Here is a 12,605-nt window from a genome sequence, read left to right on the forward strand (position 1 = left end):
GCCATCGGTTTTCGCAAAACAACCGATTGACGCCCGAAGTCTCAACAATTAGCATCCTATTCCATAAAGTGAGAAAGTAAAGCCGGGAGGATCGGATGCGGGGCGGTGGCCGAACGACGCAAGCCAGCGAGGGTGGGCGATGACCCTCTCGCGGATCAAGCATGTCCGCGCCTTCGTCGCGCGCGGTGCGGGCGCGGATTATCACGATCAGGGCGCGGGCCATTGGATCGACGACCACATCGCCACGCCGATGAGCCGCTATCCCGAATATCGCCAGTCCCGGCAGAGTTTCGGCATCAACGTGCTGGGCACGCTGGTCGTGGAGATCGAGGCGGAGGACGGCACGGTAGGGTTCGCGGTGACGACCGGGGGCGAGCCTGCGGCCTATATCGTCGAGAAGCACCTCGCCCGCTTCCTCGAAGGACGCTCTCCGGTCGAGGTCGAGAAGATCTGGGACCAGATGTATTTCTCGACCCAATATTATGGCCGCAAGGGGCTGGTGGTGAACGCCATCTCCGGCGTCGACCTGGCGCTTTGGGACTTGCTGGGCAAGCTGCGTGGCGAGCCTGTTTATCACATGCTGGGCGGCGCGGTGCGCGACGAGCTGCAATTCTACGCCACCGGCGCGCGACCCGATATCGCCCGCGAACTGGGCTTCATCGGCGGCAAGCTGCCGCTCCACCACGGTCCCGCCGAGGGGCTGGAGGGAATGGAGAAGAACATCGCCCTGCTCGCCGACATGCGGGCCAAGTGCGGCAACGATTTCTGGCTGATGTACGATTGCTGGATGGCGCTCGACCTCGATTATGCCACGCGGCTCGCGCATCATGCCTGGAACGAATGCGGCCTGAAGTGGATCGAGGAGGCGCTCAGCCCCGACGACTATTGGGCCTATGCCGAATTGCGCAAAAAGGCGCCGCCGGGACTGCTGGTCACGACCGGCGAGCATGAGGCGACCCGCTGGGGTTTCCGGATGCTGATCGACATGGGCTGCTGCGACATCATCCAGCCCGATGTGGGCTGGTGCGGCGGCGTGACCGAGCTGATCAAGATCGCCAACTATGCCGACAGCCGGGGCGTGATGATGATCCCGCATGGCTCATCGGTGTACAGCTATCATTTCGTCATCACCCGCCACAATTCGCCCTTCGCCGAATTCCTGATGATGCACCCGGGCCCGACCGAGGTGGTGCCGATGTTCGCGCCGCAACTGCTGGGTGAGCCGGTGCCGCAGAATGGCCGTATCCGGGCCAGTGCGCTCGACAAGCCCGGCTTCGGTGTCGAACTCAACGCCGATGTGCCGCTTCACCGCCCCTATACCCATTGAGGATCTTCGCATGAAACTCTGCCGTTATGGTCAAAAGGGCGCGGAAAAGCCCGGTCTCGTCGATGCGCAAGGTCGGATCCGCGACCTGTCTGGCGTGATCGACGACGTCACGCCCGCCACCATCACGCCCGAAGCGCTGGAACGCCTGCGCACGGTCGATCCCGAAACGCTGCCGCTGGTGGAGGGCGAGCCGCGCTACGGCGTCCCCGTCGCCGGGATTGGCAAGTTCATCGCCATCGGCCTGAACTATGCCGACCATGCCAAGGAATCGGGACTGGAGCCGCCGCCCGAGCCGATCTTCTTCACCAAGGCGATTTCCTGCCTGACCGGCCCCAACGACCCCGTGATGATCCCGAAGGATGCCCAGAAGACCGACTGGGAGGTCGAACTGGGCATCGTCATCGGCACGACCTGTCGCTATGTCGAGCAGGCCGATGCGCTGAACCACGTCGCGGGTTATGTCCTGGCGAATGACGTGTCTGAGCGTGCGTTCCAGAAAGAGCTGGGCAGTCAGTGGGATAAGGGCAAGGGTTGCGACACGTTCGGACCTGTCGGACCCTGGCTGGTCACGCCGGACGAGGTCGGCGATTGCCAGGAACTGGACATGTTCCTGGACGTGAACGGACGGCGGATGCAGACCGGCAACACGCGGACGATGATCTTCCCGGTCGCCGAATGCATCGCCTATGTCAGCCGCTTCATCACCCTCCATCCGGGCGACCTACTGATCACCGGCACGCCGCCGGGGGTGGGTGAGGGGCAGAAGCCCGACAAAATCTTCCTCAAGCCCGGCGATACCATGCATCTGGGCATCGCGAAGCTGGGCGAGCAGCGGCAGACCTGCATCCCCTTTGCGACGGAACTGCCCGCGTGACCCTCTTCGAGGGGCGCTTTGCGGGGCGGTCCGCGATCGTCACGGGGGCGGCATCGGGGCTGGGCCTAGAGGTCGCGCGGAGGATCGTCGCCGAGGGCGGATCGGTGGCGCTATGGGATGTCGACGGTGTAAAACTTGCGGAAGTGGCGGAGGATGTCGGTGCAACACATTGCCAATCCTTCGATATTTCCGATTGCCAGGCGGTCGAGCATGCCACCGTCGCCAGCGTGGCGGCGTTGGGCAAGGTCGATATCCTCATCTGTTCGGCGGGGATCACCGGCGCGACGGCCTGCGTCGAGGACTATCCGCTCGACAGCTGGCAACGGGTGGTCGAGATCAATCTGAACGGCGTCTTCTATTGCTGCCGCGCGGTCGTGCCGCATCTCCTCGCGAACGGCTATGGCCGGATCGTCAATGTCGCATCGGTCGCGGGCAAGGAGGGCAATCCCAACGCCTCGGCCTATTCTGCGACCAAGGCGGGGGTGATCGGCTTCACCAAATCGCTGGGCAAGGAACTGGCAGGCAAGGGGGTCATCGCCAACGCGATCACGCCCGCGACCTTTGAAAGCCCGATCCTCGCGCAACTGCCCAAGAGCCAGGTCGACTATATGCGCGGCAAAATCCCGATGGGGCGGCTGGGGCAGGTGAGCGAGACGGCGGCGATGGTGTGCTTCATGGCGTCGGAGGAATGCAGCTTCACCACCGCGGCGACCTTCGACACCTCGGGGGGGCGGACGACCTTCTGATGATCCCCTTCGTCGATGCGCATATCCATCTGTGGGACCTGGAGCGGCTGCGCTATCCGTGGCTGACGCCGCCCTTTGCGGATGATGGTCCCAACGGCTCGGTCGAGGCGATCGCCCGGACCTATCTCCCCGCCGATTACAGGCGCGAGATGGCGCGGTGGAATGTCGTCGGCGCGGTGCATGTCGATGCGGGCGCCCATCCCGGTGATGCGATCAGGGAAACCGAATGGCTGGACGGCTTGGCCGATGCCGAGGGGCTCCCCGATGCGATCATCGCCTTCGCCGCGCTCGACGCCCCCGATCTCGACAGGATCCTGGCGGCGCAGGCCCGGCACCCCCGCGTGCGGGGCATCCGCCATATCGTCAACTGGCATCCCGATCCCCGGCGAAGCTATACCGAGCGCGACGTGACCCGCGACGCCGCCTGGCAGAGGGGCTTTGCCAGGCTGGCCGATCATGGCTTGTCCTTCGACCTGCAATGCTATCCGGGCCAGATGACCGCGCTGGCCGAACTGTTCGCCCGGCACCCGGACATTCCGGTGATCGTCAACCATGCGGGCATGGCGGTCCTGGACGACCCGGACGGCCCGGCAGAATGGCGGCGGGGACTGGCGGCGCTGGCGGCGTGCCCGCAGGTGTCGGTCAAGCTGTCGGGCTTCGGCTTTGCCCGGCGCGACGCGACGCCTGCCTTCGTGCGTGACACGGTCCGCACCGTGATCGACCTGTTCGGCACCGATCGCGCGATGTTCGCCAGCGACCTGCCGACCGACCGGCTGTTCGGCACTATCGATGCGCAGATGGACGCCTGTCACGCCGCTGTCGCCGATTTCGGCGAGGAAGACCGCCGCGCCCTATTCGGTCGCAATGCCGACCGCATCTATCGATTGGGACTGGGCTGCTGACCGCGCCCGGCTATTCACGCAGGACCATGGGAGTTTCGAGCATGTACGACCGCACCTACTACGCCACCCATCCCGATATGATGGCAAGCGTCTCCAACGACGAATTGCGCGACCGTTATCTGATCCCGGACCTGTTCCGCACCGGCGAGTGCGTGCTGAACTATACCCATGCCGAGCGGTTCGTGATCGGCGGCGTCGCGGTGGGTGACGCCCCGGTCAAGCTGCCCGACCAGAAAGAGCCCGCATCGGCCGCCGGTCATCCTTTCCTCGAGCGCCGCGAACTCGCCATCGTCAATGTCGGCACCGCCGAGGGACGCGTGACGGTCGATGGCGAGGTCTTTGTATTGGGCAATAAGGATTGCCTATATGTCACGATGGGCGCTCGGGAAGTGCTGTTCGAAGGGCAGGGCGCCCGCTTCTATCTGGCGTCCTGTCCCGCGCATAAGGCGTTTCAGACCCGCAAGCTCGGCATCGCCGATGCCAACGCGCTGGAGCGCGGCAGCCTGGCGGAATCCAACGAGCGCACCATCTTCCAGCTCGTTATCCCGGGCGTGTGCGACAGCGCGCAGCTGGTGATGGGGCTCACCGTGCTCAAGCCGGGCAGCGTCTGGAACACCATGCCCCCGCACATTCACGAGCGCCGTAGCGAGATCTATTTCTATTTCGAGCTGGACGATCTCGCCAACGACCGCGTGATGCACTTCATGGGGGAAGGCGAGGCGACCCGGCATCTGGTCGTCAAGAATGAGGAAGCGGTGATCTCACCGCCCTGGTCGATTCATATGGGGGCGGGGACCAAGGCCTATGCGTTCATCTGGGCGATGGCGGGCGAGAACCAGGACTATACCGACATGAACGTCCTCGACATCTGCCAGCTGGCTTAAAGGTCATGGCACATCCCTTTGATCTTGCTGGCAAGGTGGCGGTCGTCACCGGCGCGAATACCGGCATAGGGCAGGCGATCGCCGTGGCCTTGGCTGCGGCCGGGGCGGAAGTTGCCTGTGTGGGGCGTACCCCCGCCGAAGAGACGGCGGAGCAGATCCGGGCGCTGGGTCGCCGGGTCGTCCTGATCCCGGCCGATCTGTCCACGATCGCCCCCGTGCAGCAGGTGGTCGACACCACCCTGGCCGAACTCGGACGGCTCGATATCCTGGTCAACAATGCCGGTATCATCCGCCGGGCTGACGCCGTCGACTTTACCGAAGAGGATTGGGATGCGGTTATCGACACCAATCTGAAAAGCGTGTTCTTCCTGTGCCAGGCCGCCGGGCGGCACATGATCGGGCAGGGGAGCGGTCGGATCATCAACATCGCCTCGATGCTGACCTTTCAGGGCGGCATCCGCGTGCCGAGCTATACGGCGTCTAAGAGCGGAGTAGGTGGGCTGACCAAGCTGCTCGCCAATGAATGGGCCGCCAAGGGGGTGACCGTCAATGCCATCGCGCCGGGCTATATCGCGACCAACAACACGGCGGCACTCCAGGCAGACGAAAGCCGGAACAAGGCGATCCTGGACCGTATCCCGGCGGGGCGCTGGGGCAACCCCGGCGATCTGGGCGGGGCGGCGGTGTTTCTGGCGAGCGACGCGGCCGCCTATGTGAACGGGCATATCCTTGCGGTCGACGGGGGCTGGCTGGCGCGCTGATCGTCGGGGTAGGGTGCCAACCCCAGGCCATGGACCGGCAACGCGACTGCCGCGTTGAAGGCTCATGACACAGGAAGACGAACGATGGATGCGCCAGGCGATCGCGGTCGCGCGGTCCAAGGGCTCCGATCCCGCCACCTCGCCGCTCGGGTCGATCATCGTCCTGGACGGGCGGGTGATCGCCGCCGAGCGCAACCAGACCCATGAGCTCCCCGATGCCACCGCCCATGCCGAGATGATGGCGATCCGTCGCGCCTGTGAGGGGACTGGCGAGATGGAACTGCGCGGCGCGACGCTCTATTCGACGCTGCAGCCCTGCGGGATGTGCACCATGGCCGCGATCTGGTCGAAGGTGGGGCGGGTCGTCTATGGTGCCGGGCGCGACGACGTGCACGCCATGTATTTCGAGGCGCGACATGTCGACACGCTGTCCTTCATCGGTGACGCCTATCGCGACGACATCATGATCGAAGGCGGCTGCCTGCGCGAGGAATGTGCGAGCCTCTATTACCCGCCCGACGCCGACCTTCCTCGTGAGGAGCAGGCGAACCTGTAGGGGAAGTGCGTCGGGATCAAATTCCCCTTGCGCGTACCGCCCCGCTTCCCCTAAGGGCGACCCCCTGTCGGGGAGTGGCGCAGTCTGGTAGCGCGCCTGCTTTGGGAGCAGGATGTCGCAGGTTCGAATCCTGTCTCCCCGACCATCCGCATCTAAGTCGTTGATTTCACGTCGCTTAACTGGCGATCGGGAACCGTTGAACCCACGGCTGTACCCATCGCTGTACCCATTGGGGGTGACGGAATGGGATTACGGAACCTGCGGCTGCGCGGCGGCAGCTATCATTGGCGACGCAAGATCACGGTGGCGGGCACGCACGTGCCCCTGTGCTTTTCCCTTCAAACGGGAAATTATAAACATGCGCGGTGTATGGCCGATCGTCTGAATGTGGCGATCGAGGGGGTGCGCATGGCCTATGGCCAATCGACGGGGATGAGGCCGGATCAACTGAAGAAGGTGTTCAGCGATGCGCTGCGCTGGCAGTTGCAGCGCATCCTGGAAGATCAGGCAGGCACCACCGCGCCGTCCGATCATCATGCGTCGATCAATAGCCTCTATGCTGAGGCCTGGGGCTTTCTGGGCCGCCGCGGGGTCGGCGCGCAATGGACGCTGGACGAGCATGACCGCCTGATCGCGGCCGGCTGGTCGCCGGCGCGCGCGAAGCAGATCGCCGATCTGGTGTTCGAATTCCAGAACAACGACCCCGTCTCCAAGGCCCAGATCGACAACTACGTCACCGCGTTCGGCATCATGCCGACGCAGGACAATGTCGCCCGTATGGGCAAGACGATCTGCGCCGCGCGGGCAGCCGCCTGCCGAGAAGCGACGGCGCTGCTGCCCGACACCGAAGACGAGACGGCCGCATGGGTCGACGACGCGTTGGCGGACGACGCGCCATTCGCCTTCGAGCAGATCGCGCCACAACGCACGCGCCCTGCGCCTACAGAACCACTCTCGGATGACATTGTCACGCCGGCTCCGCCGCCAAAGCCCGAGCGACCGAAACAACGCATCCTCGATGCGGCTGAAGACTGCATCGCCGCGTACAGCAAGGAGGGAGGCTGGGACACGGATTCGATCAAGCAGGTGCGGACTGCCATCCGCCTGTTCGATCACGCTTGCGGCGGCGACGCTTTCATCGAGGATCTGGACCAATCCCATGTTCGCGCCTTCACGACCCTGTGCCGGGCCTTGCCGAACCGCTGGGGCCGTACCCGCGAGGAACAGGCGGGTGGCATCGCCGCCAGCCTGGAGCGGGCTAACGGCATGGACCCCACGCAGATCGGCATCAGTCAGGTCACCATCAACAAACATCTGACATGGGTCGCTGCCGTCCTGGCCCATGCGGCGGGCGAAGAGGATGATCCCAAGGCGCATCGACCGGCCAAGCCGCTGTCCTTCAAGGTTGCACGGGCCGGCCTTGGCAAATCCGATCGCAAGCAGCGCAAGCGTGACCGGGACAAGCGTGCCAACTGGACCAAGCAGGAAGTCGCCACGCTGTTGTCCGCGCCGATCTGGACCGGATGCGCTGGTATCGGCGGACGTTTCAAACCCGGAACCGACATCTTCCACGACGCCTGGTACTGGCTGCCGCTGATGCTCCCGCTTTATGGCGGGCGCAGTTCAGAGCTTGCCGGACTGGGCTTGGCCGAGGTCTTCGAACAAGACCCGATCCCCTATTTTCTGATCCAATATACCGAGGATCGCTCGCTCAAGAACATCCAGTCGATTCGACGGCTGCCGATCCATCCCGAACTGATCCGCTTGGGCTTTATCGACTATGTGAAGGCGATGCGCGCCGCAGGATCCACGATGCTGTTTCCGGAAATGCAGTCGCCGAACTCCACGACATTCGCCGGGACGTTCTACAAGTCCGTGTTCAGGCCGTTGCGGGACTGGGCTTTCCCGGAAGGCACGTCATGGCGGCATCGCGTCGGCGGGGCATGGAAGGACAAGGATGTCCACAGCTTCCGCGGCTTGGCAACCACGACCATGAAAGGGCGTGTTCCCAGCGAAGTCCGGTGCGACATCTTTGGCCACGAGGGCGAGACGGAAACCGCAAGGACCTATGACGAGGAAGCTGAGCTTTCCCTCAAACTTGATGCCCTGAAGTTACTGACGCCGCTGACCGCGCACATCCCTGCGACCCGCCCTATTAGGCTAAGGCCGCCCGAGCGACGGCAGCATCGTACGCGAGCCGCCAAGGTGCGATTGAAGTGAGTGTCGGCATCTCGGCCGAGCCGCCATATTCGAGCAGGACCGCTATTATTTTCGAGCGGGTGTCCGAATTGGCTGGCTCGTCAGTATAGGGTGATAGACCCTGACGCGATCCGTCAGGCGGCCTTTGCCCAAAGCGTGCACTGCGCGTCGTCATACTGGACGCCCGGCCGCATGACCTGCCGGGTCAGCCACGCGCTGGCGCGTTCGATGCCCTCACTCAGATCGTCTGCGGGCTTGCCGTCGATATGCACGATCTCCCGCGGAGCGAGCCGGAAATGGCCGCGGACATGAGCCTGCGGCAGGATCAGCCCCCGGTTGCCCGACTTCGACACCCACAGGCGGCAGCCGCTCTGGATGTGGCAGCGGCCATCGCGCGGCAAGAACATCGTGATCCCGGTCAGCGCCGGGTTCGGTCCCGTGCGATATTCGAGGTGCAAGACGTCGGCGTCAGTCTCGACCGCGTGACGGCCCATCTTGATCTGGTCCTCGATCTCGAGCGGATCGCCGCCGGTGATGGCGACTCCGGGCTTGAGCTTGCGGGTACCGAGCAGCAGCTTCACGGCGGCGCGGGTGACGGCGGCTTCGAAGGTCGGGGTGTTCATCTCGATTTCTCCTTGTTTCATCCCCCATTCCCGGGGGCACATTCTCGTGTTCGCTGATCTCAACCCTGTTCTGTCCGCCGGCAGGCGCGGACGATCTCGGCGGCGGCGCGCTCGAGCCCGGTCCCCCGCTCCCACCCGCTGTTCCAGGGAGCGGGCATCGACACCTCCAACCCGTGCCGTGTGATCCCGACGAAGAGGTCCGGACGCGCCGGCACGAGGTGCAGGCCGCCATCGGCATCGCGGTAGAAGCTCAAATCCGGCACCAGGATCGGTCCGGTGACCGAGTGCAGCGCGACATCGGCCCGCACCGGTTCGAGGATTTCGGGGTGGAAACCATGCCGGACCAGCACGACATCACGCTTGCGGGTCGCCGCACAGCGCATCACCGCGTCGTCATAGAGACGCTCGGCGACCGGAGTCGCCACGACGATGAGGTTGTTCTCGAGCGACTCCACGCCGCCCGGCAGGCCGGTATTGCCCGCGTAGGGGCACGGCTCGTCGGGAGCGAGTGCGGTCAGAACATAGTTGAGGAGCGCGACCGAGGTCGTCGGCAGCGTGTCATGGAGAGTCGAATGCATGGGGGTACCTGTTCAACGGCGTGATCCCCGGACCGGCTGGTCCGGATCAGGCCCCTTCGATTTTCATTTCTCGTTAGGGCTTCGCTCGGCCCCGGCCGATCTTCCCCTCTTTGCGCGGCAGCGGTCGCTGCCATCGCGAAAGATGGCGTCACCGATAACGGCATAGGCCCAGCCATCGAGCGTGCGGGCGCTGTCCGCGATGGTGCCGGAGCGATGGATCGCGGCAGCCGGGCAATAGACTTCGGCCATGGCCGGCACCCAGCCGGCGATGCTGCCGACGGGCTGGCGCTGCCACCATTGCCCGGCAACCAGGGCGATGAGCAGCAGGATGGCGCTCACGCGGAAAACCAACGGAAAGCGGCGTCGCTTCATTTTCTTTCCTCCAGCAGATTGTCGCTGCTGGAGAGGGTTAAGCATCTCGAAATATGTTGGATTGTGCAGTCAGAAGCGGCCCAGCTTGCCGCATGTTGCAGCAACCCGGACGTCATTCCTGCACGGCAGGACTTGGTTCGTTAACGGGTTCCGCCTACACCAGCCACGTTCGTCAGCAGGCGGACCGAGGCGTGAGAACCTTGCTGTTAGTAGCCGTGCACCCGGCCCGAACCAGTTTCGGCCGGGAGGCGCACGCGTATGTCCAGGGCGCTTTCGGGCGCCTAAAGGCGTGCGCGCTCGTCTAACAGCGGGTTCTCAACTTCCGGCTTTCGGGTCGGCATCGCCTCGTCATCTGGGGCGATGCCGTCGGCTGGGGAAGCCAAGCATCGCCTGACACGGGGGTGCGTATGGTTGCGGGAAACAGCCGCCAGTGGCGGAAGGCTTTTCAAACGACATCGGTGATTTCGGCGGCAATCCTGCTCGCCGCCTGTGGCGGTGGAGGCGGTGGCGTCGCTTCGTCAGGGTCGATCCCGACGCCTGCACCCATGCCGACGCCCAGCTCAACACCGACGCCATCCCCCACACCGACCCCACCGCCCAGTGCTGCGGATAGCGCCGAGTACAAGGCGTCCGGTGCGGTGGTCGGCGCGAAGGCCGCCTATGCCTATGACAAGGGCATCACCGGCAAGGGTGTGACCATCGCGGTCATCGATACCGGCATTGCCACCAGCAGCGCCGAGTTCGCCGGCCGTATCTCGCCCGACAGCAAGGCGTTCGAGAACAAGATCGCACGTTGCGCCACCTGTGCGCCGGAGACGGTGACCTTCGCGCTCGCCGATGTGCAGGGCCATGGCACCGAAGTCGCCTCGGTCGCGCTGGCAGCGAGGAACGGGAACGGCATGCACGGCGTCGCCTACGACGCAACGCTGCTCGCGCTCAAGATCGCGGCGCCCGATCTCGAGAACGTCACCGCCACCTCCGTGATCAAGGAGGCCGATGGCGCTAATCCGATGAACATCGCCCCGGCCATCACCTATGCGGTGGAGAAAGGCGCCTTCGTAATCTCGCTGAGCTTGAACGGCGAAGCGGGCGGACAGGCCGCAGCAGAGCAACGTGCGGCGATGGACGGCGTCGTCAAAGCAGACCGGCTTTTGGTGCAATCCGTCTCCAATTTCGTCGACGACAAGAGTGCCAACGCCGGCACAAACACCCGCAATTTTGTCGGCAGCAATCTGGAGAACAAGGACAATTTCCTGTTCGGCATTCGTGTCGACAGCTCGCTCCGCCCGCCGAGTGGCAACGGCCTGCCCGGCGATCTTGCCGACCGCACGCTGGCCGTGGTCGCGACGAACGTCAGCGTCGTCGGCAAGGACGGACAAATCACCACGGTCACGGGCAACAGCTTCGCCGCCCCCGCGATCGCCGGGGCGGCCGCGCTGCTCAAGCAGTACTGGCCGCAACTCGGCGGCAAGGCGATCTCACGCATCCTGCTCGATACCGCCACCGACCTCGGCGACAAGGGTGCAGACCAGATCTTCGGCGTTGGCTTGCTCAACATCGAAGCGGCGATGAATGCGCAGGCGCCCGCCAGTGCCTTTGCCGCCGCCGACATGGTGCTGGCACGTTATTCCTCGCTCAGCCTGTCAGGACCGTTCGGTGGCGGTGTCCAACTAGCCGATGCCGTGACCCGCATGACGGTGTTCGACCGCTATGGCCGCGACTTCGCCATGACTGGCACCACCGGGCCACGGAGCCGGGGTTCGGGGTTGCTGGCGGCTGCGATGCTGGGAACGATCGATCCACCGTGGCTGGCCGCCACGGCCAACGACGCAAAGTTCGGTTTCACTTCCGCCGCCACCGGGCCATGGGCCGCAGCGCGTTCCGGCCGCCCGGCCACCTTCGCCTTCTCGCCTGCCGCAGGCCAGACCGTCAGCGTCAGCGCCAATGTCGGGATCGGACAAGGTGCTGGCATCGCCGGTTCTGCCTTGCGTGGTGTCGTCGCCGCGCCGGTCGGCATGTCATCGTCGTGGAGTGGTGACGGCTGGTCTGCGGCCTTTGCATCAGGCGTATCGCGCGACGGCCGCTCTGCTTTGCGCAGCGTGACCTTCGCGACGCCGCTGGGACTCGGTGTCGAACTGTCCGACCTGACCGAACGAGGTCAGGTGCTGGGTATGCGGGGGCCGGCTGGCTTTGCTCTCTTGGGCAGCCGAACGACGCTGGTTACCCTGACCGCCAGCCGAACCGTTGCTGGCGTCCTGCTGTCGGGACGGGCCACGGCCGCCGCCACTCGGGTCGCTGGCGGATCGGACCTGCTGCGCTTCACCGGACCGATGACCGGGACGGCCTTCGCGCTCGACGCCGCGCATCGCCTCGGCGGCGGTACCGTCACATTCGGACTGTCATCACCGCTCCGGCTGGAACGAGCACGGGCGGTGGTCGAGGCGCCAATCGCCTATGACCTGATGACCGGCGTGCTCGCCACCCGCCTCACCACCGTCGACCTGACACCGACCGCGCGCGAGATGGACGTCGAGCTCGGCTGGTCGGCCGCGCTGTCGCCCACCTCCTCGTTGCGGCTAGGCGTCGCCCACGCCTTCGACGCCGGCCACGTCGCCGGCGCGCAGAACACCGCAGGCTTCGTCGCGCTGGTGCTGCGATGAGGCTTGCCGTCCGGGCGCGCTCGCCACCGGCAAGCCCAGCTCACCCGTAGCGACACACCCCACGACGGACGTGCCACGCCGGGATGCATCTCGGCGAACGAACCCGCACGTCCAGAATACAAG

12 protein-coding genes and 1 tRNA gene are annotated in these 12,605 nt (G+C 65.0%); 10 read left to right on the top strand and 3 right to left on the bottom strand.

The window, feature by feature from the left end; translation table 11 throughout:
• Window positions 1-139 precede the first annotated feature (139 nt).
• The 9 genes from rhmD to QE363_RS11255 all read left to right on the top strand — a co-directional run bounded on the left by rhmD (window position 140) and on the right by QE363_RS11255 (window position 8,270).
• Entirely contained in the window at window positions 140-1,327 is a 1,188-nt protein-coding gene (gene rhmD, locus QE363_RS11215) for an L-rhamnonate dehydratase (RefSeq protein WP_309695229.1), read from the top strand.
• 10 nt (window positions 1,328-1,337) lie between these two features.
• A complete protein-coding gene (locus tag QE363_RS11220; protein ID WP_309695232.1) occupies window positions 1,338-2,201 on the top strand; it encodes a fumarylacetoacetate hydrolase family protein in 864 nt (287 codons plus the stop codon).
• Window positions 2,198-2,947 carry an SDR family NAD(P)-dependent oxidoreductase gene (locus QE363_RS11225; RefSeq protein ID WP_309695234.1) on the top strand — a complete coding sequence of 250 codons (750 nt, stop codon included), beginning with the start codon at window positions 2,198-2,200 and terminating at the stop codon, window positions 2,945-2,947. Before QE363_RS11220 ends, QE363_RS11225 begins: the two co-directional genes overlap by 4 nt.
• The gene (locus QE363_RS11230) at window positions 2,947-3,849 is read left to right on the top strand and encodes an amidohydrolase family protein (protein WP_309695236.1); all 903 of its coding nucleotides are present in this window, start codon (window positions 2,947-2,949) and stop codon (window positions 3,847-3,849) included. The genes QE363_RS11225 and QE363_RS11230 overlap by 1 nt, the downstream gene beginning before the upstream one ends.
• Before the next feature lie 41 nt (window positions 3,850-3,890).
• Window positions 3,891-4,733, top strand: coding sequence for a 5-dehydro-4-deoxy-D-glucuronate isomerase (gene kduI / locus QE363_RS11235; protein ID WP_309695238.1), 843 nt, complete (start codon window positions 3,891-3,893; stop codon window positions 4,731-4,733).
• Window positions 4,734-4,738: 5 nt separating this feature from the next.
• Window positions 4,739-5,494, top strand: a complete 756-nt coding sequence (gene kduD, locus QE363_RS11240; protein WP_309695239.1) for a 2-dehydro-3-deoxy-D-gluconate 5-dehydrogenase KduD — start codon at window positions 4,739-4,741, stop codon at window positions 5,492-5,494.
• Window positions 5,495-5,558: 64 nt separating this feature from the next.
• Window positions 5,559-6,050, top strand: a complete 492-nt coding sequence (locus QE363_RS11245; protein ID WP_309695242.1) for a nucleoside deaminase — start codon at window positions 5,559-5,561, stop codon at window positions 6,048-6,050.
• A 68-nt stretch (window positions 6,051-6,118) separates the two neighbouring features.
• A tRNA-Pro gene (locus tag QE363_RS11250) sits at window positions 6,119-6,195 on the top strand.
• 224 nt (window positions 6,196-6,419) lie between these two features.
• On the top strand, window positions 6,420-8,270 hold the full coding sequence (locus QE363_RS11255; RefSeq protein ID WP_309695244.1) for a hypothetical protein: 1,851 nt from the start codon (window positions 6,420-6,422) through the stop codon (window positions 8,268-8,270).
• Between the two features lie 113 nt (window positions 8,271-8,383).
• Here QE363_RS11255 and QE363_RS11260 read toward each other — a convergent pair whose 3' ends face one another.
• From QE363_RS11260 to QE363_RS11270, 3 genes are all read right to left on the bottom strand, one after another.
• A complete protein-coding gene (locus QE363_RS11260) occupies window positions 8,384-8,872 on the bottom strand; it encodes a hypothetical protein (RefSeq protein ID WP_309695245.1) in 489 nt (162 codons plus the stop codon).
• Window positions 8,873-8,931: 59 nt separating this feature from the next.
• On the bottom strand, window positions 8,932-9,450 hold the full coding sequence (locus tag QE363_RS11265) for a hypothetical protein (protein ID WP_309695247.1): 519 nt from the start codon (window positions 9,448-9,450) through the stop codon (window positions 8,932-8,934).
• Between the two features lie 63 nt (window positions 9,451-9,513).
• Window positions 9,514-9,822 carry a hypothetical protein gene (locus QE363_RS11270; RefSeq protein WP_309695249.1) on the bottom strand — a complete coding sequence of 103 codons (309 nt, stop codon included), beginning with the start codon at window positions 9,820-9,822 and terminating at the stop codon, window positions 9,514-9,516.
• 407 nt (window positions 9,823-10,229) lie between these two features.
• Between QE363_RS11270 and QE363_RS11275 the strand changes: the two genes are divergently transcribed.
• Window positions 10,230-12,482 (top strand): S8 family serine peptidase, encoded by a 2,253-nt coding sequence (locus tag QE363_RS11275; RefSeq protein WP_309695251.1) that lies wholly within the window; start codon window positions 10,230-10,232, stop codon window positions 12,480-12,482.
• The last annotated feature ends 123 nt before the right edge of the window (window positions 12,483-12,605 follow it).

The organism is Sphingomonas sp. SORGH_AS_0870 (assembly GCF_031453175.1).
Classification (GTDB): Bacteria; Pseudomonadota; Alphaproteobacteria; order Sphingomonadales; family Sphingomonadaceae; genus Sphingomonas.